Annotated in this window: 20 protein-coding genes; 11 read left to right on the plus strand and 9 right to left on the minus strand. The window is 70.8% G+C overall.

All coding sequences use genetic code 11. The annotated features are described in order from the left end of the window. Positions 1–15 precede the first annotated feature (15 nt). Entirely contained in the window at positions 16–828 is an 813-nt protein-coding gene (locus tag ITJ60_RS01975) for a GolD/DthD family dehydrogenase (RefSeq protein WP_228509683.1), read from the minus strand. A gap of 105 nt (positions 829–933) precedes the next feature. Here ITJ60_RS01975 and ITJ60_RS01980 point away from each other — a divergent pair, with 105 nt between their 5' ends. The 4 genes from ITJ60_RS01980 to ITJ60_RS01995 are packed head-to-tail and all read left to right on the plus strand — an operon-like array spanning position 934 to position 5,641. After that, positions 934–2,064, plus strand: coding sequence for a zinc-binding dehydrogenase (locus tag ITJ60_RS01980; RefSeq protein WP_123672438.1), 1,131 nt, complete (start codon positions 934–936; stop codon positions 2,062–2,064). A 27-nt stretch (positions 2,065–2,091) separates the two neighbouring features. Beyond that, the gene (locus ITJ60_RS01985; RefSeq protein WP_207895492.1) at positions 2,092–3,408 is read left to right on the plus strand and encodes an MFS transporter; all 1,317 of its coding nucleotides are present in this window, start codon (positions 2,092–2,094) and stop codon (positions 3,406–3,408) included. Positions 3,409–3,419: 11 nt separating this feature from the next. After that, a complete protein-coding gene (locus ITJ60_RS01990; protein WP_194646585.1) occupies positions 3,420–5,162 on the plus strand; it encodes a dihydroxyacetone kinase family protein in 1,743 nt (580 codons plus the stop codon). Further along, positions 5,159–5,641 (plus strand): ribose-5-phosphate isomerase, encoded by a 483-nt coding sequence (locus tag ITJ60_RS01995; protein ID WP_194646586.1) that lies wholly within the window; start codon positions 5,159–5,161, stop codon positions 5,639–5,641. The genes ITJ60_RS01990 and ITJ60_RS01995 overlap by 4 nt, the downstream gene beginning before the upstream one ends. Positions 5,642–5,727: 86 nt before the next feature. Here ITJ60_RS01995 and ITJ60_RS02000 read toward each other — a convergent pair whose 3' ends face one another. Beyond that, positions 5,728–7,209, minus strand: a complete 1,482-nt coding sequence (locus ITJ60_RS02000) for an FGGY-family carbohydrate kinase (RefSeq protein WP_194646588.1) — start codon at positions 7,207–7,209, stop codon at positions 5,728–5,730. A 47-nt stretch (positions 7,210–7,256) separates the two neighbouring features. Next, on the minus strand, positions 7,257–8,243 hold the full coding sequence (locus ITJ60_RS02005; protein WP_323749078.1) for an Abi family protein: 987 nt from the start codon (positions 8,241–8,243) through the stop codon (positions 7,257–7,259). A gap of 203 nt (positions 8,244–8,446) precedes the next feature. On the opposite strand from ITJ60_RS02005, the gene ITJ60_RS02010 reads away from it, so the two are divergent. From ITJ60_RS02010 to ITJ60_RS02020, 3 genes are read left to right on the plus strand one after another with little or no spacing between them, the layout of a single operon-like run. Further along, positions 8,447–9,523: a LolA family protein gene (locus tag ITJ60_RS02010; RefSeq protein WP_194646590.1), complete on the plus strand. Its 1,077-nt coding sequence runs from the start codon at positions 8,447–8,449 to the stop codon at positions 9,521–9,523. Positions 9,524–9,561: 38 nt separating this feature from the next. Next, on the plus strand, positions 9,562–10,524 hold the full coding sequence (locus ITJ60_RS02015) for an ABC transporter ATP-binding protein (protein WP_194646592.1): 963 nt from the start codon (positions 9,562–9,564) through the stop codon (positions 10,522–10,524). Beyond that, a complete protein-coding gene (locus tag ITJ60_RS02020) occupies positions 10,511–11,389 on the plus strand; it encodes an ABC transporter permease (RefSeq protein ID WP_194646594.1) in 879 nt (292 codons plus the stop codon). The genes ITJ60_RS02015 and ITJ60_RS02020 overlap by 14 nt, the downstream gene beginning before the upstream one ends. Positions 11,390–11,440: 51 nt before the next feature. On the opposite strand, the gene ITJ60_RS02025 is transcribed toward ITJ60_RS02020, so the two are convergent. From ITJ60_RS02025 to ITJ60_RS02050, 6 genes are all read right to left on the minus strand, one after another. Then, positions 11,441–12,502 carry an NADP-dependent oxidoreductase gene (locus tag ITJ60_RS02025; RefSeq protein WP_123338741.1) on the minus strand — a complete coding sequence of 354 codons (1,062 nt, stop codon included), beginning with the start codon at positions 12,500–12,502 and terminating at the stop codon, positions 11,441–11,443. Between the two features lie 261 nt (positions 12,503–12,763). Further along, positions 12,764–13,678, minus strand: coding sequence for a metallophosphoesterase (locus ITJ60_RS02030; RefSeq protein WP_194646596.1), 915 nt, complete (start codon positions 13,676–13,678; stop codon positions 12,764–12,766). A 149-nt stretch (positions 13,679–13,827) separates the two neighbouring features. After that, positions 13,828–14,259, minus strand: a complete 432-nt coding sequence (locus ITJ60_RS02035) for a DNA methylase (RefSeq protein WP_194646598.1) — start codon at positions 14,257–14,259, stop codon at positions 13,828–13,830. 23 nt (positions 14,260–14,282) lie between these two features. Further along, the gene (locus tag ITJ60_RS02040) at positions 14,283–14,540 is read right to left on the minus strand and encodes a hypothetical protein (protein WP_194646599.1); all 258 of its coding nucleotides are present in this window, start codon (positions 14,538–14,540) and stop codon (positions 14,283–14,285) included. A 63-nt stretch (positions 14,541–14,603) separates the two neighbouring features. Beyond that, positions 14,604–14,945, minus strand: coding sequence for an L-rhamnose mutarotase (locus ITJ60_RS02045; protein WP_131921832.1), 342 nt, complete (start codon positions 14,943–14,945; stop codon positions 14,604–14,606). Next, a complete protein-coding gene (locus ITJ60_RS02050; protein WP_228509684.1) occupies positions 14,942–16,297 on the minus strand; it encodes an MFS transporter in 1,356 nt (451 codons plus the stop codon). Before ITJ60_RS02050 ends, ITJ60_RS02045 begins: the two co-directional genes overlap by 4 nt. A gap of 428 nt (positions 16,298–16,725) precedes the next feature. Here ITJ60_RS02050 and ITJ60_RS02055 point away from each other — a divergent pair, with 428 nt between their 5' ends. The 4 genes from ITJ60_RS02055 (at position 16,726) to ITJ60_RS02070 (ending at position 21,472) form a co-directional block, all read left to right on the plus strand. Then, positions 16,726–17,736 (plus strand): LacI family DNA-binding transcriptional regulator, encoded by a 1,011-nt coding sequence (locus ITJ60_RS02055; RefSeq protein WP_132099990.1) that lies wholly within the window; start codon positions 16,726–16,728, stop codon positions 17,734–17,736. Positions 17,737–17,815: 79 nt separating this feature from the next. Next, complete coding sequence (locus ITJ60_RS02060; RefSeq protein WP_194646601.1) at positions 17,816–18,901, plus strand: LacI family DNA-binding transcriptional regulator; 1,086 nt, start codon at positions 17,816–17,818, stop codon at positions 18,899–18,901. A gap of 281 nt (positions 18,902–19,182) precedes the next feature. Next, on the plus strand, positions 19,183–20,532 hold the full coding sequence (locus ITJ60_RS02065) for an ABC transporter substrate-binding protein (protein WP_194646603.1): 1,350 nt from the start codon (positions 19,183–19,185) through the stop codon (positions 20,530–20,532). Positions 20,533–20,536: 4 nt separating this feature from the next. Then, positions 20,537–21,472 carry a carbohydrate ABC transporter permease gene (locus tag ITJ60_RS02070; protein ID WP_416371899.1) on the plus strand — a complete coding sequence of 312 codons (936 nt, stop codon included), beginning with the start codon at positions 20,537–20,539 and terminating at the stop codon, positions 21,470–21,472. Positions 21,473–21,548: the final 76 nt, after the last annotated feature.

A 21,548-nucleotide genomic window follows, 5' to 3' on the forward strand; every position in this document is an offset into this window, starting at 1 on the left:
TATCCCTGGCACCCGTCAGCGGATCGTGAACCCGCCGTCCACCCGGAGGTCGGCGCCGTTCACCATCGCGCTCGACTCCCCCGCCAGGAACAGCACCGCGGCGGCGATCTCGTCGGGGGTGGCGAAGCGGCCGGTGGGGATCTCGTCCTGGTGCCGGATGCCGTTCTCGTTCGCCCACGCGGCACGGCCGAGGTCGGTGAGGACCACCGTGGGCGACACGGTGTTCACGGTGACGCCGCGCCCGCCCCACTCGAGCGCGAGGACCCGGGTGAGGCCGATGACGCCCGCCTTCGAGGCGCAGTAGGCGGCGTGCCCGTCGATGCCGACGTGCGCGGCTTGCGAGGCGATGTTCACCACGCGCCCGTACCCGGCGGCGAGCATGTGCCGGCCGACGGCCTGGGCGACGCGGAAGGTGCCGGTCAGGTTGACGTCGATCGTCCTCGACCAGGTCTCGGCGGACAGTTCGTCCGCCGGAGCGAGGGCGGCGATCCCGGCGCAGTTGACGAGCACGTCGACGCGACCGAAGTGCGCGACGACGTCGGCGACGGTGCGCGCCACGGACGTCTCGTCCGTCACGTCGCAGCCGAACCCGGCATGGAGGCCCGCGCCCGGCAAGCCGGCCGCCGCCGTCGTGGCGCCGTCGGCACGGACGTCGACGATCGCGACCCGCGCACCCCGTCCGGCGAGTGCCCGAGCGATGGCGTTCCCGATGCCGGACGCGCCGCCGGTCACCACCGCGGTGCGGCCGGTGAAGTCGTTCGTCAGGTCGACGGTGTCCGGGCCCGGGCGCAGGGCCGCGGCGAAGTCGGTGGTGGTGCTGGTCGTCATGTTCGCTCCTTTGCGTCGGGTCGAACCTAGCAGAAATTGTGTTCTGGACAAACGTTCTGCGAGGTGTACAGTCGTCGCCGAAGCCATCCAACGAAGGAGCAGCGCATGTCGACGACGACCGAGAACGCGGCCACGACCGCCACCACGACCATCCCCACGACGATGCGAGCCGTCGTCGTCCACGGCCCGGGCGACTACCGGCTCGAGGAACGCCCCGTACCGACGCCCGGCCCCGGCGAGCTCCTCCTCCGCACCGACGCCGTCGGCATCTGCGCGAGCGACCTGAAGTGCTACCACGGCGCCGCGAAGTTCTGGGGTGACGAGAACCGCGCCGCCTGGGCCGAGACGGACCGCATCCCCGGGCACGAGTTCGTCGGCACGATCGTGTCCGGCGACGACGACACCCTGGCGAAGCGGAAGGTCTCGCTCGGCGACCGCATCGCGTGCGAGCAGATCGTGCCGTGCTGGGAGTGCCGCTACTGCCTCGAGGGCGCGTACTGGATGTGCAACGTCCACGACATGTTCGGGTTCAAGGGCTACGACGGCGCGATGGCCGAGTACGTGCTCGTCCCCGCCAAGGCCCTGACCCACCCGGTGTCGAGCGCCCTGCCCGGTCAGGTCGCCGCGTTCGCCGAGCCGCTGTCCTGCGCCTTCCACGCCGTCGAGCGCGGAGACATCAAGTTCGGCGACACCGTCGTGATCGCCGGCGCCGGGCCGATCGGCCTCTCCGCCATCGCCGGTGCTCGACAGAAGAACCCGCTCCGGATCATCGCGCTCGACGTGGTCGAGGCGAAGCTCGAGCTGGCCCGCAAGGTCGGCGCGGACCTGACGATCAACATCGCCGAGGACGACGCGGTCGCCCGGGTCAAGGAGCTCACCGACGGGTACGGCGCCGACGTCTACATCGAGGCGACCGGCCACCCGTCCGCGGTCCCCCAGGGCCTCAACCTGCTGCGCAAGCTCGGCACCTTCGTCGAGTACTCGGTGTTCAAGGACGCCGTCTCCGTCGACTGGTCGATCATCTCGGACGACAAGGAGCTCGACGTCCGGGGTGCCCACCTCGGCCCGCACACCTGGCCGGCGGCGATCAAGCTGCTCGAGGCCGAGACCCTGCCGATGTCGGAGATCTGCACGCACCAGTTCCCGCTCGAGCGGTTCCAAGAGGCCCTCGACCTGGTCGGCGACTCCGCCGGCGCGAGCGTCAAGGTCTCGATCCTCCCGTCCCTGCAGGCCTGAGCCCACCGACCCCTGGAGTCAGCAAGCATGTCAACGACGACACAGCGCGCCACCGGTGCGCCCACGACCCCTCGCGCCGAGGGCCGCCTCGACCGGATGGGGATCCCCCGCCCGCTCGCCCTCGGGTTCGTCGCCGTCCTGGTCTTCATGACCGGGAACGGTGTCGAGTCGAACTTCATCACCCCGCACATGGTCGCGGTCCTCGGCAGCCCCGAGGCCACCGTCGCGACCATCGTGACCTTCTACAGCCTCGCCGCCCTGATCGGCAGCTACGTCTCCGGCGCCCTCTCCGACCTGATCGGGCCGCGCCGGGTGATGATCCTCGGGTTCGCCGTCTGGGTCGTCTTCGAGGTGCTGTTCCTGCTCGCGCTGAACATCGGCAGCGTGCCGTTCGCGGCCGTCGCCTACGCCGTCCGGGGCTTCGGCTACCCGCTCTTCGCCTTCGCGTTCCTGGTCTGGGTGAACATCACCACCCCGGTCGAGCGGAACGGGTCGGCGGTCGGCTGGTTCTACGTCGCCTTCACGGGTGGTCTGCCGACGCTCGGTTCCCTCTTCGCGATCGGCGCCATCCCGGTGTTCGGCGGCGGCACGATCGGTGAGACCGGCGCGATGGTCGCCTCGATCGGCCTGGTCGTGATCGGCTTCCTCATCATGCTGTTCGGCGTCCGGCTGCCGAACGGGTTCTCCCGCATCGCCCCGGCGGGTGAGAGCGCCTGGCAGGTGCTGACGAGCGGCATCCGCCTGACCGTCACCCGGCCGAAGATCCTGATGGGCTTCCTGGTCCGCCTGATCAACACCGCGCCCGAGTTCGGCATGTTCGTCGTCCTGCCCGCCGTGATCGCGAACGAGCGCGGGTGGGGCCAGAGCCGCTGGCTGCTCATGACCGTGTGCGTCTACGCGACGAACATCCTGGTGAACGCCCTGTTCGGCTGGGTCGGCGACAAGATCGGCTGGCAGCGCACCGTCAAGTGGTTCGGCATCGTCGGGTCCGCCCTCGGCCTCATCGCCTGGTGGTACGTCCCGCAGCTCGTCCCCGCCGGGTCGGACTGGGGCTACGTGCTCTCCGTCGTCGCCGGTTGCGTGTTCGGTTGCCTGCTCGCCGGCTTCGTGCCGATGGGCGCGATCATGCCGGCGCTCGCCCCCGAGCACAAGGGCGCCGCGATGGCGATGTACACGACGGCGGCCGGTGGTGCGGCGTTCCTCGGCACCGGTGTGGTCGCCGCGGTCTTCGCGCTCGGCGGTGGCGGTCAGGCTGCGACCTGGACCTTCGTCGGTCTGTACGCCTGCGCGTTCGTGATGATCCACTTCCTCAAGGTGCCGCAGGGCACCCGTACCTCCCACTGAAGGACTCCAGCATGACCACGATCCACGACGCCCCCGACGAGTTCGCCGAGGACCAGCTCGCCGGCTGGCTCGCGCTCTACGCCGATCGCGTCCGCGGCGTCCACGGCGGCGTCGTCACCCTGCCCACCGAGGGCGCAGACCCCCAGGTCGCGGTGGTCGTCGGCGGCGGCTCCGGCCACTACCCCGCGTTCTGCGGGATCGTCGGCCCGGGGTTCGCCACCGGCGCCGTCGTCGGCAACGTCTTCACCTCGCCGTCCACCGCGCAGGTGTACTCGGTCGCCAAGGCGGCCGACCAGGGGAAGGGCGTCGTGCTGTCGTTCGGCAACTACGCCGGTGACACGATGAACTTCGGGCTCGCCGCCGAACGGCTGCGTGCCGAGGGCATCGACACCCGGATCGTCATGGTCACGGACGACATCGCGAGCGCCGACGAGGAGTCGAAGCGCCGTGGCATCGCCGGGGACTTCTCGGTCTTCAAGGCGATGGGTGCCGCAGCCGCCGCGGGCGCGGACCTCGACGAGGTCGAGCGCCTCGGCAACGCCAGCAACGCCGCCACTCGCACGATCGGTGTCGCGTTCTCCGGGTGCACCATGCCCGGCGCGACCGAGCCGCTCTTCACCGTGCCCGACGGCCACCTCGGACTCGGGCTCGGCATCCACGGTGAACCCGGCATCGAGGACGTCCCACTGCTCCGCGCCACCGAACTCGCGGCGCTGCTCGTCGAACGGCTGCTCGCCGACCGACCGGCGAGCGCGGGCACCCGGGTCGCCCCGATCCTCAACGGCCTCGGCGACACGAAGTACGAGGAACTGTTCCTGCTCTGGGGACGCGTGCTCCCGCTGCTGCGGGACGCCGGCCTCGAGATCGTCGAACCCGAGGTCGGCGAACTCGTCACGAGCCTCGACATGGGCGGCTGCTCGCTGACCCTGCAGTGGCTCGACGACGAGCTCGACCCCCTGTGGCGCGCCGACACCTACACGCCCGCGTACCGCAAGGCGGCGGCGCCGATCGCAGCGTTGCTGCCGGCCGACGCCGTGGACGACGCCGAGGACGAGGCGACGGTCGTGCCGGACGCGAGTGGGGCCTCCCGGCAGGCCGCGCAGACGGCACGCGACGCGATCGAGGCGATCGACGCGCTCCTGCGGGAGCACGAGGAGGAACTCGGCCGCATCGACGCGGTCGCCGGCGACGGCGACCACGGACGCGGCATGGTCAAGGGGATCGGCGCGGCCCGGAAGGCGGTCGACCGGGCCGGCCAGGAGGCAGGGGTCGCCTTCGTCCTCGGACGCGCCGGTGACGCGTGGGCCGAGTTCGCGGGCGGCACCTCCGGCGTCCTGTGGGGTGCGGCACTCGAGGCCTTCGGACGGTCGCTGCGCGACGACCGTTCCGCGTACGAGGCGTCCGACGTCGTCGAGGCCGCGCAGGCCTTCGCCGACTCGATCGTCCACCTGGGCGGAGCGTCCCGCGGGGACAAGACGCTGCTCGACGCACTGCTGCCGTTCGTGGATGCACTGCGGACCTCGGTGTCGGCTGGCTCCTCGCTCACCGACGCGTGGCAGGCTGCAGCGGAAGTCGCTCGTGACGAGGCCGACAAGACAGCCGACCTCACGCCGAAGGTCGGGCGCGCCCGACCGCTGGCGGAGAAGAGCCTGGGGACACCCGACGCGGGTGCCACCTCGATGGGGATGATCCTCACGCGGGTCGGCGAGGTCCTCGCTGCCCGTGCGAACGAACTGGAAGGAACACACGCATGACGTACCGTCTCGTGATCGGCTCGGACGATGCCGGGTTCGACTACAAGGAGATCATCAAGCAGGACCTGCAGGCCGACCCGCGGGTCGCGTCGGTCGTCGACGTCGGCGTGGACGCGGACGGGCACACCGCGTACCCGCACGTGGCCGTCGACGCAGCGCGACTCGTGGCGAACGGTGAGGCCGACCGCGCGATCCTGATCTGCGGCACCGGACTCGGTGTCGCGATCGCGGCGAACAAGGTCCCCGGCATCCGGGCCGTCACGGCGCACGACTCGTTCAGCGTCGAGCGTTCGGTCCTGTCGAACGACGCCCAGGTCCTCTGCATGGGTCAGCGCGTCGTCGGCATCGAGGTCGCCCGCCGGATGGCGAAGGAGTGGCTCGGCTACGAGTTCGACCGAACGAGCGCGAGCGCCTCGAAGGTCCAGGCCATCTGCGAGTACGACGGCAGCGCCCCGGCCGGCGTCGACGCCCCGGCGTAGGCGCGAGCGCACTCCCGCGGAACCAGGTTCCGGACACAGCACCGTGCACCTGCGCGGTGCTGTGTCCGTTGCGCGGGGTCGAACGGTCAGCTGCGCGCGGCCAAGCGGTGCACGACGGCCTTCGTCGCCTCGTAGAGCTCGCGGTAGTCGCGGTACCCGGGCTCGTAGGCCGCCGTCGCGACGGGGTCGGGCTCGATGACGGTGGCCGGCGGGTTCCACGCGGTGATGTCGACGGGGTCGCCCGCTTCGGCCACGAGCTGCGCCGCCAGGAACGCCGAGCCGTAACACGCCCCGATCGTCACGCTCGGCACTGTCTGCCGCAGCCCGGTGACGTCCGACACGATCGTCGGCCAGAGCCGTCCGAGCAAGCCGCCGCCGGCCCCGACGAGCTCGCGGACCTCGACCCCGGCCGCACGCAGCACCTCGATGTTGTGCCGCACCGCGTAGGCCGTCGCCTCGAGCGTCGCCCGGTAGATGTCCCCACGCGTGTGCCGCACCGTCAGCCCGGCGATCACCCCGCGCGCGTCCGGATCGGCGATGGGCGTCCGCTCCCCCGCGAAGTACGGCAGCATCAGCAGCCCGTTCGCGCCGATCCCGGCGCACCGAGCCTCTTCGAGCATCGTCGGCCACTCGCCGTCGACCAGCCGACGCAGCCAGTCGGTGATCGCCCCGGAGGTCGCCATCCCACCCGACACGCTCGGTTGCCCCGGGTGCGTCCCGACCGTCGTCCACATGCCCGGCACCGGCGTCGGCTCGGCCGTCGGCGCGATCATGAACATCGTGGTGCCGTACTGCAGGAACATCCGGCCCGGCACGGACTCCCCGACACTCACGCCCTCCGCCCACGCGTCGATGGTCCCGGCCGTCACGGGGATGCCGACCGGGAGGCCCGTGGCCGCGGCCGCCTCGCGCGTCACCACGCCCGCCTGGTCGCCGGACCACAGCAGCCGCGGCAGGGGCAGGCCGGGCGCGAGCTGCTCGCACCACTCGGCGATCCAGGTGTTCTCGTGGACGTCGTAGAGCGGCGTGGTCTGGCTGGCCGAGTGGTGGTCGAGGACGTACTCTCCCGTCAGCAGCTCGACCACGCGTGACGCCGGCATCGTGAACCGGGCCGCACGCGCCCAGACGTCGGGCTCGTGCCGGGCGATCCAGGCGAGCTTCGCCCCGGCGGCCTGGGTGCTCAGCCCGGAGCCACACCGGGCGCGGATCGTGTCCTCACCCCCGAGCTCGGCCGTGACCTCGTCGAGCAGGTCGGCCGTCCGGGTGTCGACGCCGTACAGGACCGCCGGGCGCAGCGGATCACCCGCGTCGTCGGTCAGCAGGACGCACGGGCCGATGCCGCTCACCCCCACCGCCTGCACGTCGGCATCGGGGACGAGCGCGAGGAGCTCGTGCGTCAAGGTCGTGAACTCGTCCCACCACACGGCCGCATCCATCTCGACCAGTCCCTGGGCCGGACGGTCGACGTCGTGTCGGCGGCTCACCTCGGCGATCACGGTGCCGTCGAACCGTGCCAGCAGCGCCTTCGTGCTCGACGTCCCGATGTCCAGACCGAGCACCGCCCGCATGCCGCCTCCTTCGCCGCCACACGACCGCCGTCGGTCGCCTCCCGAGTCTACGAACCTTCCGCGGGCCGCCAGATCGACTCCAGACCCCAGCTCTCCGGCGCGCCGAGATCCGCAGTGCTCATACCCGGAACGTCGGGGAAGTCGTGGAGCAGGGCGGTGGCACGCTCGCGCCACGCGCAGTCAGCATCGATCCGGCGCAGCAGGAAGGCCATGACCACCAACACTCCGTAGACCCCGAACACCACCTTCGCGTGTTCGGTTCGTCGAAGGTGGTCGAACTCGGGAACGTTCGCGGGGCGTTTCGGAGCAACCACGAGCTTGCGGTTGAACAGCCTGGCGTGATGTGCCGCGACGTTCCGGACGTAGTTGATCGAGGCGAGCCAGCTGCCGAGGACACGCTTCGACGGCGCTCCGAGCGCCATCGCGATCTCCGTCCCGAGCACGTTCGAGAGACCGCCGTACAGTCGGGCGACCTGTCCGAACTCCAGGATCTCGGTCAGCGCCCAGACCGGCAGCTGTCCGTCGTACCTGGTCCGGAAGTGCGCGACGAAGACCTCGTCTGATCGGTCCTGCCGGGCTCGCACGCGCTCGATCCAACGTTCGTGACCGCTCGTTCCTGCTTCGCCCGCCTGGAGGAACGACGGAGTGAACGAGGCCGGATCCCGATGCGCGAACGGTCCGTTCCGGCCGAGCACGTGGGCGATCTTGGTGCGTACTGCGACCTCGATCCGCTCGACTCCGTCGAGCACGAGGAGCCGCAGCGCGCGGTCGTAGTCCATCAGGGAACGGGCGTGCTCGATCGACGCTCCGGTTCGGTACGTCTCACGCAGCGTGATGTGCCCCGCGACCTCGTATCCACCATCAACGGCGTCCGGCTGTCGGAGCGGGTGGAGGTAGCCCGTCAGGCGGTAGTAACCGACTCGGTCGAGCAGGTCGGAGGCCGCCCGGTGGGACTCGACGACGAGCCCTCGGCTGCGAAGCTGCTCGACCTGCTGATCCAACGTGAGCCAGGGCTTCGAGTACTCGACCACCACACCCCCAGGTGAAAAGAAAATCAGCCCGGGCCGAATGGCGACGGGCTGATCGTGATGGGTTCGATCATACCCGAGGTCGACGACGCGGTGGGGTCCGACGAACGAGTGTGGACAACATGTTCTCCCCGGTCGAGACGCCCAGCGTCCTGTCGGGGGCCGGACGTACCGTACTCACGACTCCGATGCTCCACGAGGGGAACCCGATGAAGAAGTCAGCCTGGCTGCCAGCAGTCATCGCGCCGGTGGTCGTCGCCGGCGCCGTCGCCGCCCCGATGATCGCGAACGCGGCGAACGACCCGATCGCGGGGACGAACCCGACCGCGGCCGACGTCATCGCCAGCATCGCGAAGTCCTCGGACGCGCAGTACTCCGGCAAGCTCTCGCAGTCGAGCGACCTCGGACTCCCCGAACTGCCGACCGGTTCCGGCGGCTCCTCGCTCGAGGGCGACGCCTCGGACGTGCTCGGGCTGCTCACCGCATCGCACACCGCCCGCGTGTACGTCGACGGCCCCGACAAGCAGCGTGTCCAGCTGACACAGCAGCTCGCCGAGCAGGACGTGGTCCGCAACGGGTCCGAGGTCTGGACCTGGGACTCGAAGGAGCGCACGGCCACCCACGTGACCCTCCCCTCCGACTCGGCGAAGGACCCGCAGGACGGCACCGCCACGCCGACCGAGATCGCTGAGCAGGCGATCGACGCCATCACCCCGAGCACCACGGTCTCGAAGCCGACCGAGGTCAGCGTCGCGGGTCACGACGCCTGGCAGATCACGCTGACGCCGAAGTCCTCCGACACCCTGGTCGGCACCGTCCGACTGGCGGTCGACCAGCAGACCGGACTCCCGCTGCGCGCGACGATCCAGGCCGCCGGGCAGGACGACCCCGCGGTGCAGGTCGGGTTCACGAGCCTCGACTACGGCGCCCCGGCCGCGCGGCTCTTCGACTTCACGCCCCCGTCGAACGCGAAGGTCACCGAGAAGGACCTGTCCGACGCCGAGCACGGTACGCACGCGAAGGGCGACCACACCCGCGGTGCGCACGACGGTGACGAGCCGACCTTCACGGGCGAGGGCTGGGGCACGATCGCCGAGCTCCCCGCCGGCACGGTGGACCAGTCGTCCCTCGGTGACGAGGCGTCGGGCCTGCTCGGCCAGCTCACGAAGGCCGTCGACGGCGGCCGTGCCGTCCAGACCTCGCTCGTGTCGGTCTACCTGACCGACGACGGCCGGGTCCTCGCCGGCGCCGTGCCGGTGTCGTCGCTGGTCGCCGCCGCGAAGTGAGCACACCGGAACCCGCGCACACGACGGAACCGGCCGCCGTGGACGCGACCCGTCCGACCACGGGCACCGACCTCGCGATCCGCACCACGGGCCTCCAGAAGGTCTTCCGCAAGCAACGCGCCGTCGACGGCATCGACCTGTCGGTGCCGCGCGGTGCGGTGTTCGGGTTCCTCGGGCCGAACGGCTCCGGCAAGACGACCACGATCCGGATGCTCCTCGGGCTGTCGAGCGCGACCGGCGGCACGATCGAGGTACTCGGCCAGTCGATGCCGAAGGCGCTCCACCAGGTGCTGCCGCGCGTCGGTGCCCTGGTCGAGGGGCCGGCGTTCTACCCGTACCTGTCCGGGCGCGCGAACCTGCAGCGCTTCGACGCGGCGGACCCCACGTCGGATCCTCGCACCCGCACGGCCCGCGTGGCCAGTGCCCTCGACCGGGTCGGCCTGACGCACGCGGCCGACAAGAAGGCGCACGCGTACTCGCTCGGCATGAAGCAACGGCTCGGCCTGGCCAACGCCCTGCTGTCCCCGCGCGACCTGCTGGTGCTCGACGAACCCACGAACGGCCTCGACCCGCAGGGCACGCGCGAGGTCCGCAACCTCATCCGGTCCCTGGCGGACGACGGCACGACGGTGTTCGTGTCGAGTCACCTGCTCGCCGAGATCGAGCAGGTCTGCACCCACGCCGCGGTGATGCGCACCGGCAAGCTCGTGGCACAGGGCGAACTCGACGAACTCCGTTCGGCCGGGGCGCGCACCGTGACCGTCCGCACGCCCGACGTCGGGCAGGCCGGCAGCGTGCTGAGCCGGCTCGGCCTCGTCCCCCGCCACGACGGCGGCGCGGACGTCCTGGTCGCCGACCTGCCGCACGAGCTGCTGCCCGAGACCATCACCGCCGAACTCGTCCGCGCCGACGTCCGCGTCCGTGGGCTGACGGTCGGCGGCGGCACGCTCGAGGACCTGTTCGTCGCGCTCACCGGAGAGGGCTTCGATGTCGCTGCCTGACACTGCCCGTGCACTGCCCGACGCCGAGGCCGATGCCGAGACACCGCGCCGCCAGCGTCCCTTCGCCCTGCTCGGCTCCGAACTCGCGCTGGTGTTCCGCCGCCGCCGGACCTGGGCGATGCTCGGGGCGCTCGCGCTCGTCCCCATCCTGATCGCGGTCGCCGTGAAGCTGACGACCGACGGTGACGACGGCGGCCCGGCGTTCCTCGGCGACATCACCAACAACGGCCTGTTCGTGGCGTTCACCGCGTTGACGGTGTCGATCCCGCTGTTCCTGCCGCTCACGGTCGGCGTGGTCGCGGGCGACACCGTCGCGGGCGAGGCCAGCCACGGCACCATCCGCTACCTGCTCGTCGCCCCGACCGGCCGGGTGCGGTTCATCCTGGTCAAGTTCGCCGGCGCGGTCGCGTTCTGCTTGGCAGCGACGCTGCTCGTGGTGCTCGTCGGTGCGGCGATCGGTGCCGTGCTGTTCCCGATCGGTCCGGTCACCCTGCTGTCCGGCACCCAGGTCGGCGGAGCGTCGTACGCCGGTCGGGCACTGCTCCTCGCCCTGTACGTGGCGATGTCGATGCTCGGACTCGTGGCGATCGGCATGTTCGCGTCGACACTGACGAACGTGCCGGTCGGGGCCATGGCCGCGACGGTGGTGCTGGCCGGGGCCTCCCAAGTCCTCGACCAGCTGCCCCAGCTCGACTGGCTGCACCCGTACCTGTTCTCGCACCAGTGGCTGGGGTTCGGCGACCTGCTCCGCGACCCGATCTCGTTCGACTCGTTCGGGTCGAACGCGCTGCTGCAGCTCGGCTACGTCGTCGTGTTCGGCGCGCTGGCGTACAGCCGGTTCGCCTCGAAGGACATCCTGAGCTGAGCCCGACCGACGGGTCCGACCGCCGGGCCCGACCGCCGAACCCGACCGCCGTCAGCTCGCCGGGGTCGCTGAGCCGCCCGCCATCGTCTCCGCCTCCGAGCCGCGCGCATCCGCGTACCGGTCCCGCAGGTCGCGGGCCTTCTCGGAGCGGTACCAGTCGAGCCGGGCTCCGGTCTCGACCGTCTGCATCCCGATGACGACCTTGCCGCGTGACTTCATCTCGGCGAGGTCCTCGTACGCCTCGACGATGTACTCGAACGGGTAGAAGCCCGAGATGAGCACCTGGAAACGACGTTCCTGCAGGGCCTTCGCCAGCAGGGTCAGGAGTTCCCGGGTCTCCTCGTCCTCTGCCGGGGCGCGCAGGAACCGGAGCTCGATGTCGCGGCGTTCGTCCGACGACACGAAGCGCTCGGCCCCGACCCCGAGGCGTTCCGCCAGGAGCTCGGCGTTGCTCTCGCCGTGGTTGTCGATGAAGGCGGTGATCGGTCGGCCGTCCGCGATCGCTCGGATGCGGTCCTCCTCGCCCTCGCCGTACACGACCGGCAGCGTGCCGATCTGCCGCAGGTAGTCGTGGTTACGCGCACTGCCGAGGGTGATCACGGTCGCACCGGCGTCGTGCGCCAGCTGGCTCTCGATGTGGCCGACACCGCCCGCTGCAGCGGTGATGACGACGGTGTCGTCCGGTCCGAGGCGGAGCGATCGCACCACCGACACCGCCGTGCACCCGGCCAGGTACAGGCCACCGGCGACCTCCCACCCGACGTACTCGGGCTTCTTGATGACGGCACCACGCGGCACCGCGATCCAGTTCGCGTGCGAGCCGCCCTGGGGTGCGTGCCCCATGACCTCGTCACCGACCCGCAGGTCCTTCACGCCGTCGCCCCGCGCCCGGACGATGCCGGCGAAGTCGACGCCCTGCCGTGCCGGGAACTCGAGCTCGATGTGGTCCCGGAGCTTCCCCTCGCGCAGGAACCGCTCGATGTGGTTCAACCCGGCGGCGACGATCTCGACGACGATCTCGCCGGGGCCGGCCGTCGGCTTCTCCTGCGGGACGAGCTCGACCACGCTGAAGTCGCCGTACCGGTCGTACTGGACTGCCTTGCCGTTCCGCATGGGTGCTCCTTCGCTGGCGTGTGCCTCCGGCCTACTCGGTTTCCCCGCGTGCAGCCCGAGCAGGCGGGGTACCGGCCGTGGGCGGTACCGACGAGCGGACGGGAGGCCCGTGGCGGCGTCGCCACGGGCCTCCCGTCCGTCGGTCGCGCACGTCCAGTGCGCCTCGCGCGCTCGGTACGCGTCGCGCGCTCACTGCACGCCGGCTGCTCAGTGCTTGCCGGCTGCTCAGTGCTTGCTGGCTGCTCAGTGCTTGCTGGCTGCTCAGTGCTTGCTGGCTGCCGCGACGACGGACGCGACGGTCTCGGCGTCGAGGTGGAACGCGAGCGGGTCGGCGTCGGGGCGCGGGACGCGCAGCGGCGTCGACCAGACGGAGCCGTCCTCGGCGACGTCGACGACGAGGGCGCCGCTGTCGGCGTACGCGGATTCCTCGTCGTAGGCGCCGGTCACGTCCGTGTCGTTCGCGACCCCGGGGGCGACGAGGACCGGGACGCCGGCCAGCGAGCCGGCGAAGTGGTGGTGGTAGTGCCCGCCCAGGACCACGCGGACGTCGGACCCCCGGATCACGTCGGCGAGCGCCTCGGGGTTCTGCAGCCGGAGCGCCTCGTGCAGCTCGGTCGGGGCCGGCAGGGGCGGGTGGTGCAGGACGACGACCGTGCCGTGCGGGGCGTGGTCCCCGGCGAGCGCGGTGCGGAGCCGTTCGAGGCTGGCGTCACTGAGCTCGCCGTAGCCGGCACCCGGCACGCTCGTGTCGACCGTGACGATCCTCCGGCCGGCCACGAGCGACTGCCCCCACACCGGGACGGTCGGCGGGTGGTACTCCATCGTGTGCATGACGGGGCGGCCGCCCTCGCCGAGGACGTGGCCGTTGGACAGCACCTGGCGGAAGCCCTCGCGCAGGTCGTGGTTGCCCGGGACCGCGACGAGGGCGGCTCCGTGGCGCTCGGCCCATCCGCCGACCCGCTCGAGGACGGCGGCGTAGGACTCGGGGCTGCCGTCCTCGGAGACGTCGCCCGAGATGACGACGAGGCCGATGCCGGGCACTCCGTCGACGCGGGCGAGCACGCCGTCCAGCGCTGCGGTGGTGTCGACGGACCCCTGGTGCAGGGCGCCGTCCCCGGTCAGGTGGGTGTCGGAGAGGTGGAGGACGCGGAGGGTTCCTGCTGCGGGCGGCTGCATGCGGTCCACGGTAGCCACGGGGGCGATGGGTGGGCTGGGCGGGGGCGCTTCGTGGCGGGTCGTGGGCGCTTCGTGAGCAGAAACGGTCGGGTCGGGGCGTCAGACTCGACCGTTTCTGCTCACGAAGTCACCCGGGCACGCACCGGCGGTCAGTCCGGCAGCACCGCGTCCGGGATGTCCCGCAGGAAGATCTCGATCGTCTTCGGACCGATCCCCGTGAGCGCGCCGAGTCGCTCGCGCAGGTCCTTCCGCGACGCCGCGGTCCTCACCAGGTGCGACACGGAGCCCTCGTCGGCGTCGAGCGTGTGCATCGTCTCGTGCAGGGCATCGGTCATCTGGTAGTCGAACCGCGCGTAGCCGCCCTCGTCCAGGACCCTCCGCAGCTGCTCGCGTCCGGCGCCCGCGAACTTCCCCGGGCTGGTGAACCCGTGGTCGATGAGGACGCGGTAGGTCGCCGCCGCCTGCTCCTGCCGGATGGGCCGGCCGAAGAGCATGCTCGCGAGGAACCACCGGTAGAGCTGTTGGGGCTTGCCGTCGGACAGGTCGATCCCGAGGTCCGCGGCGTGGGTCACGTCGGCCATGGACCGGACGCTACCCGTGGTGTTCAGCCGTCGGTGCGCCGCGGTCCCCAGTGCAGCGCGCCGACGACGAGCCACCCGACGAACGACAGGATCGTGACGAGCTCGACCACCACGATGAACGGCAGGTCGATCGCGACACCGGCGCCCGCGATGTAGGCGTAGCTGTACGTGTGCGGCGCGACGAAGCTCGTGATCCACCGCACGACGAGGATCACCGCACCCAGGATCGCGAGGGCACCGAGGGTGAACTGGAACGGGTTTCGGCCACGCAGGAATCGCATCCCGCCACCGTAGGGCCGCGGACCGACGGCGCACGACTCCCCGTTCGAGGTGTCCAGCGCTCCTCACTCGGCGGCGGCGGCCAGCTGGTCCTCCAGGTTGAACACCTCGGGCAGCACCCGCGCAGTCTGGTCCGCCCTGCCCGTGGCACCGTCGAACAGGTCCTGCATGTGCGCCTCCCATGCGCTCGCGACCTCGGAGGCCGCGAGCGACGCGTCGGCATCGGCCACCGAGTCGGTCTCGTAGTAGCCGATCAGCAGGCCGTCGTCGTCGAGGAACAGGGAGTAGTTCCGCCGACCCGCCGTGGCGATCGCCCGGAGCATCGCCGGCCAGACCGCGGCGTGCCGCTCGCGGTAGGCGTCCAGGTGCTCGGCCTGCACCTGCAGTCGGAAGCAGACGCGGGTCACCGGTCGGCCTCGGCGCGGCGACGCTGTTCGGCGTCCTGCACGGCGCGCTCGTCGGCGGTGCGCACGGTACCGGTGACGGTGGTCACGGTGCCGTACCGCTCGGCCTCGATCGCCTCGAGCGTCTTGCCCTGCGTGCGCGGCGCCCAGATGGTGCCGACCAGGAACGACATCGCGAGGAGCCCCAGGATGAGTCCACCGAGTGCACGGAGTCCGATGTCGGACAGCAGCAGCGGGAACCAGATGCTGAGCAGACCGACCATGACCCGCGCGGCGAGGAAGAGCACGCCCTGCGCACTGGCCCGGTAGCGGGTGGCGAAGAGCTCGCTCGTCCACAGGCCGTAGAACGCCTGGGCACCGATGCCCGACGAGATGCCCCACGCCACGGCGAAGAACAGCAGCGTCCCGAGGTTCGCCGGTGCGTAGATCAGGACGGCCCAGGCGACGATCGCCAGCACCGCGCCGAGGGCGAACAGCAACCGTCGACTGACCCGGTCGCCGTAGCGCATGAAGCCGAAGTAGGTGGCGGCGACGGTGCAGCCCCACACCAGGATCTGCAGGCCGTACTGCTCGGTCACGCTCGTGACCCCGGTGGCCGAGTACACCCGCGGCTGGAAGATGCCGGCCTGCCCGGCGACGGTGTTCCAGAGCGCGTAGACGCCGAACAGGAACAGCATCGCCGTCAGGTTCCGACGCCGGCTGAACAGCTGGGTGATCCCGTGGAAGAAGTTCGCGGTGCCGGTCGCGGCGCGCTCGTCCGTCCAGATCGCCGACTCCGGCAGCCCGCGGCGGAGCCACCAGACCACAGCGGCGACGACGAACAGGTGCGCGAAGATCAGCCGGCTGCCGAGCAGTCCGAGGGGTGCGGCGGCGATGGCCAACGCGAAGCCGACCATCGGGCCGATCGACCAGGCGAGCTGCGCGGTGCCGACGTGGGCCGCACGCTTGTCCGCCGGGGCCTGCTCGGCGATGTAGGTCCAGCTCGCCGGCACCCCGGCGCCGACCGCGATGCCGGTCAGGATGAAGCCGACCAACAGCATGCCGTAGCTGCCGGCGAAGACCGCGAGCAGGATGCCGAGCATGTACAGCAGCAGGTCGTAGGTGTAGATGAACTTCCGGCCGTAGCGGTCGCACAGCGGTCCGCCGATGATGGCGCCGGCGGCCGCGCCGAACGCGTTCGCCGACAGGCTCGCCAGCAGACCGACCTCGAGGTCGCCGACGTGGAACTGCGCCTGCCACAGACTGAGGCTCGTGGCGATCGCGATGATCGACCCGGACTCGATGTAGTTCGACATGGCGACCGAGACGGTCGCCTTCCAGCCCGTGGTGCTCCGGGCTCCGATTCGGACCGCCATTGGTCCTCCGTTCGCGTGTTCGTCAGTGAATCGTTTCAACGGGACAGCGAGACGATAGTGCGCCCCGGCGGGCGTTGGCAAGTCCGTGCTGTCCGCGTCCGCGTGCGGCGCGTGCGCGCGCGCCGCGCGCCCGCTTCCGCACGGTGCGCGTTCGCTCACTCGGTGCGAGGTTGCCCGCTCCGTGCGGCGCTGCAAGCGCGCACCGAGCGGCCAACCTCGCACGTGGCGGCGCAGCACGCACGGTGCGACGCCGGAACGGAGCACGCACGGGGCGCGGCCGCACCCACAATCTCGCACCGTGCGGTGGACCTGCCCACCCACCGGACGGGAGGCCCGGCTCCAGCCCGCACCGCGCCTCCCGTCCGCCGTTTTCCACAGATCACGGCGCGCACCGCCCGGAAGCGCAGGTGCGATGCCAGGATGGCCACATGGCGGTCAGTGTGCGAGAGGTGGCAGCGCTCGCCGGCGTGTCCCTGGGCACGGTGTCGAACGTCCTGAACCGCCCCGACAAGGTGGCTCCGACCACGGTCGACCGGGTGCAGTCGGCAATCGCCGCACTCGGGTTCGTCCGCAACGACTCCGCACGCCAGCTCCGGGCCGGCCGCAGCTCCACCGTCGGCCTGATCGTGCTCGACGGCGGCAACCCGTTCTTCACCGACGTCGCGCGCGGTGCCGAAGACGCCGCGATGGACAAGGGCCTGGCGGTCCTGATCGGCAACTCCGACGAGTCCACCGACCGCGAGCGCACCTACGTCGACCTGTTCGAGGAACGCCGCGTCGCCGGCCTGCTCATCTCCCCCGCCGGTGACGACCTGTCCCGCCTCGCCCGCCTGCGCGACCAGGGCACCGCCGTCGTGCTCGTCGACCGCCGCGCCGACGACGAGCACTTCGCGTCGGTGTCGGTGGACGACGTCGCGGGCGGTCGCATCGCGGTCGAGCACCTCGCGGCCATCGGGCGGACGCGTATCGCGTTCGTCGGTGGCCCGTCCAGCATCCGTCAGGTGGCCGACCGGCACGCCGGGGCACTGTCGGCGGCCCGGGCAGCGGGCATCGAGCTCGAAGTCCTGCCGACCGCGTCACTGTCGGTGCTCGAAGGGCGTCGCATCGGCGAAGAACTCCAGGCACGGCCCCGCGCCGAACGGCCGGACGCGGTGTTCGCGGCGAACGACCTGCTCGCGGTCGGTCTCGAACAGGCGTTCATCATGCGCGGCACGATCGCGGTGCCGGACGAGATCGCGATCGTGGGCTACGACGACATCGCCTTCGCCGAGGCGGCCGTCGTCCCGTTGACCTCGGTGCGCCAGCCCGCGCAAGACCTCGGGCGCCAGGCGATCGAGCTGTTGACGAAGCAGGTCGAGCTCGGGCAGGGCATCGACCTCGAGCACGTCGAGTTCACGCCGGAGCTCGTGGTCCGGCAGTCCTCCGTCGCCGACGCGTAGCCGACCGCCTCGCGCCTGCCCATCACCCTGCCCGGCCCCGCGGCACGGACCGGCCGCTGCTGCGGCCTACGATCGGAGCATGGTGCATGTCCCCCGGCGCGACGGCCCGCCGAGCGTGCACCACGTCGCAGCTCGCGCCGGCGTCTCGCTGGCGACGGTGTCGAACGTCCTGAACCATCCCGAGCGGGTGGCCGACTCCACCGCCGCGCGCGTGCACGACGCGATCGCCGAACTCGGGTACACACCGAACCGCAATGCCCGGGTGCTGGCTTCCGGCAGCAGTCGTTCGATCGGACTCGTCGTGATGTCGCTCCGGAACTCGCTGTTCAGCGACATGGTCAACGGTGCGCAGCTCGCGGCGCGGAAACGGGGCTTCACGCTCCTCATCGCGAGCAGCGAGGACGACCTGCAGGCGCAGGGCGAACACCTCGCGTACCTCGAGAGCGCTCGGGTGTCCGGCATCCTGCTCGCCTCGATGACGGAGTCGCGCGATCAGGTCGAGCTCACTCGCCGACACGGTCGGCCGGTCGTCTACGTCAACTTCGCGCCGGAGACCGTCGACGCTTGCTCCGTCGTCGTCGACAACGAACAGGCGGCGTTCCTCGCCGCCGAGCACTTGATCGCCTGCGGCTGCCGACGCATCGGCTTCGTGAGCGCGCGCGCCGAGCTGCAGCCGGTTGCGCTCCGCCGCACCGGGGTGCTCCGGGCGATCGCTGGCCACCCGGGGGTGGAACTCATCGACATCGACGCCGGTGACATCGACCCACCCGGCGGCACCGACGCCGGCGCGCGCATCGCCGCGATGCCGGTCGCCGAACGGCCTGACGGCGTCCTGGGCGTCACGGACCTGCTCGCGATGGCGGTCGTCTCCGAGCTCCGAGCCGCCGGCATCCGCGTGCCGGAGGACATCCCGGTGTCGGGGTGCGACCACAACTCGGTGGCGTGGGGCGGCGCGGTGCCGCTGACCTCGGTGACCATGCACGGTGCGGAGATGGGCGCGGCTGCCGTCGAGCTCCTGCTCGAGGAGCTCACGGACCCGATGCACGTCCACCGCACCGTCGTGCTCGGCAGCGAGCTCGTCCCCCGCGAGAGCACCCTCGGGCGAGCCGGTGCAGCAGCCGCGCGGGCCACGGCGCCGAGCGACCCGCGCCGTACCGAGGCCTGAGCGCGCGAGTCTCGGGGCGGGGGCGCCGAGTCTCGGGGTGAGCGACAGTTCGCGGGCTGCGGGGCGCGAGGACTGTCGCGCACCCCGAGACTCGGGACCGCGCGCACCCGGCACACGCGTTCCCGTAACGAAATCGGCACAGCGATTGACACGCTTCAATCCACGTGGTTCCATCCTGATTGAAACGTTCTAAACAGCAGCAACCGGAGCCCACGACGACGCGGGATCCGGGTCCGTTTCACCCGGGGTACCCCGCCCCGGGCCTTACGAGGAGGTAAGGAATGTCAGCTCGTTCCCTGACCACGAGGACGCTCACCACGCGCGCCGTCGTCACACGACTCGTCGCCATCGGCGGCGCCACGGTCCTGATCGGCGGGCTCGCGGCGTGTTCGTCCGGCGGTTCCGCCGACGAAGGCGGCGGCAAGGTGCAGATCACCTACCAGGCCGACAACTCACCCGCGACCGCAGCCACCGCTGAGCCGCTCATCGAGGCGTTCGAGAAGGCCAACCCCGACATCACGGTCAAGTTCGACACCCGCCCGCAGGGCACCGACGGCGACAACCTGGTGAAGACCCAGCTGTCGACCGGCGAGATGGCCGACGTCTTCAACTACAACTCCGGTTCGCTCATGCAGGCCCTCAACCCGGACAACACACTGGTGGACCTGTCCGACGAGAGCTGGACGAAGGACGTCGACGAGCAGTTCACCAAGGTCGTCAGCACCGACAAGGGCGTCTACGGCGCACCCTTCGGTACGAGCTTCGGCGGCGGCGTCATGTACAACAAGAAGGTCTACGCCGACCTCGGACTCAGCGTCCCCACCACGTGGGACGAGTTCATCAGCAACAGCGAGAAGATCAAGGACGCCGGCAAGGTCGCCCCGATCATCCAGACGTACGGCGACACCTGGACCAGCCAGCTGTTCGTGCTCGGCGACTTCGCCAACATCACGGCGCAGGACAAGGACTGGGCGGACAACTACACCGCGAACAAGGAGTCCTACGCCAAGGACCCCGCACTCGCCGGCTTCGACCACCTCGCCGAGGGCAAGGACAAGGACCTCTACAACGAGGACTACGCCTCGGCCACGCAGGCGAACGGCCTGAAGATGCTCGCCGACGGCACCGGGGCGCAGTACCCGATGCTGACGAACGCGATCTCGACCCTGCAGCAGGACAGCCCCGACGCGGTCGAGGACATCGGAGCGTTCGCGCTGCCGGCCGAGGACGCCGACGACACGAACCTGACCATCTGGGAACCGAACGGCCTGTACATCCCGAAGACCACCGAGGGTGACGAGCTCGCCGCGGCGAAGAAGTTCATCGCCTTCGCGAACTCGGCCGACGGCTGCAAGGTGCAGAACGACACCGGAACGCCCGGTGGCCCGTACGTCATCTCGACCTGCTCGCTGCCGGACGACGTGCCCCCGATGATCGACGACCTGCAGAAGTACCTGGACGACGGCAAGGCGAGCCCGGCGCTCGAGTTCCTGTCCCCGATCAAGGGCCCGAACCTCGAGAAGATCTGCGTGCAGGTCGGCTCGGGCATCACCAACGCGGCCAAGGGCGCTGACCAGTACGACGACGACGTCGTCCAGCAGGCACAGCAGCTCGGCATCAAGGGCTGGTGACACGGTGACCGCGACACTCACGACGGCACTCGAGCCGGCGACGACCCGAGCGGGTTCCGGCGGGACCGGTCCCGCGCGCAAGCGGATGCGCTCGTTCTACCCCGCGTGGTTCTTCATCCCCGCGATCGCGCTGTACGTCGTGTTCTTCGCGGTCCCCACCTTCGCCGGGTTCTACTTCTCCCTCACCCGCTGGACGCTGTTCGACCAGACCTTCATCGGTTTCGACAACTTCGTCCGGTTCTTCCAGGACCCGCAGCTCGTCTCCGGGTTCGTGCACACGTTCCAGTACGGCTTCGTGACGAGCGCGGCGAAGGTGGTCATCGGACTCGCCCTCGCCCTGCTCCTCACGTCGCCCGTGCTGGGGCGCGGCTACCTGCGGGCGGTCGTGTTCTTCCCGGTGCTCGTGTCGACTATCGGCATCGGCATCACGTTCAAGGCGCTGATGGACCCGTTCCACGGGATCATCAACGGCGTGCTGGGTTCGGTCGGCCTCCCCACTCCGGGGTGGCTGACCGACCCGGCCCTCGCCCTGTGGAGCGTCGCCGCGGTGGACGTCTGGAAGGGCGTCGGCATCGCGACGCTCATCTTCATCGCCGGCATCGTGGCGATCCCGCAGGAGTACTTCGAGGCCGCACGGGTCGACGGCGCCAGCGCGTGGTCGATCTTCCGGAACATCACCCTGCCGCTGTCGCGTCCCGCGATGGGCACCGTCATCATCCTGTCGCTGATCGGCGGGCTGCGGTCCTTCGACCTGATCTGGGCGATGACCGGCGGTGGGCCAGGGTTCACCAGTGACGTCATCGCGAGCGTCATCTACAAGCAGTACCAGGCCGGGTTCTACGGCCTGTCGACCGCCGGCAACGTGGTCTTGTTCGTGGTCGTCACGGCGATCATGGTCCCGATCTCGTGGCTCCTGAACCGCAAGGAGGCGGACCTGTGACCGCCGTCACCAGCCCCCGCCGGACCGCCGGCCGTGCGCCGACGCCGGCGAGCCGGAACCGCCACCCGGGCCGGAC

This window comes from Curtobacterium sp. VKM Ac-2884 (assembly GCF_015350945.1).
Taxonomy (GTDB): Bacteria; Actinomycetota; Actinomycetes; order Actinomycetales; family Microbacteriaceae; genus Curtobacterium.

Bases quoted from the DNA above. Each gene is read 5' to 3' on its own strand.
- ITJ60_RS01975 (WP_228509683.1), bottom strand. From the start codon at position 828: ATGACGACCAGCACCACCACCGACTTCGCCGCGGCCCTGCGCCCGGGC.
- ITJ60_RS01980 (WP_123672438.1), top strand. From the start codon at position 934: ATGTCGACGACGACCGAGAACGCGGCCACGACCGCCACCACGACCATC.
- ITJ60_RS01985 (WP_207895492.1), top strand. From the start codon at position 2,092: ATGTCAACGACGACACAGCGCGCCACCGGTGCGCCCACGACCCCTCGC.
- ITJ60_RS01990 (WP_194646585.1), top strand. From the start codon at position 3,420: ATGACCACGATCCACGACGCCCCCGACGAGTTCGCCGAGGACCAGCTC.
- ITJ60_RS01995 (WP_194646586.1), top strand. From the start codon at position 5,159: ATGACGTACCGTCTCGTGATCGGCTCGGACGATGCCGGGTTCGACTAC.
- ITJ60_RS02000 (WP_194646588.1), bottom strand. From the start codon at position 7,209: ATGCGGGCGGTGCTCGGTCTGGACATCGGGACGTCGAGCACGAAGGCG.
- ITJ60_RS02010 (WP_194646590.1), top strand. From the start codon at position 8,447: ATGAAGAAGTCAGCCTGGCTGCCAGCAGTCATCGCGCCGGTGGTCGTC.
- ITJ60_RS02020 (WP_194646594.1), top strand. From the start codon at position 10,511: ATGTCGCTGCCTGACACTGCCCGTGCACTGCCCGACGCCGAGGCCGAT.
- ITJ60_RS02025 (WP_123338741.1), bottom strand. From the start codon at position 12,502: ATGCGGAACGGCAAGGCAGTCCAGTACGACCGGTACGGCGACTTCAGC.
- ITJ60_RS02030 (WP_194646596.1), bottom strand. From the start codon at position 13,678: ATGCAGCCGCCCGCAGCAGGAACCCTCCGCGTCCTCCACCTCTCCGAC.
- ITJ60_RS02035 (WP_194646598.1), bottom strand. From the start codon at position 14,259: ATGGCCGACGTGACCCACGCCGCGGACCTCGGGATCGACCTGTCCGAC.
- ITJ60_RS02040 (WP_194646599.1), bottom strand. From the start codon at position 14,540: ATGCGATTCCTGCGTGGCCGAAACCCGTTCCAGTTCACCCTCGGTGCC.
- ITJ60_RS02050 (WP_228509684.1), bottom strand. From the start codon at position 16,297: ATGGCGGTCCGAATCGGAGCCCGGAGCACCACGGGCTGGAAGGCGACC.
- ITJ60_RS02055 (WP_132099990.1), top strand. From the start codon at position 16,726: ATGGCGGTCAGTGTGCGAGAGGTGGCAGCGCTCGCCGGCGTGTCCCTG.
- ITJ60_RS02060 (WP_194646601.1), top strand. From the start codon at position 17,816: ATGGTGCATGTCCCCCGGCGCGACGGCCCGCCGAGCGTGCACCACGTC.
- ITJ60_RS02065 (WP_194646603.1), top strand. From the start codon at position 19,183: ATGTCAGCTCGTTCCCTGACCACGAGGACGCTCACCACGCGCGCCGTC.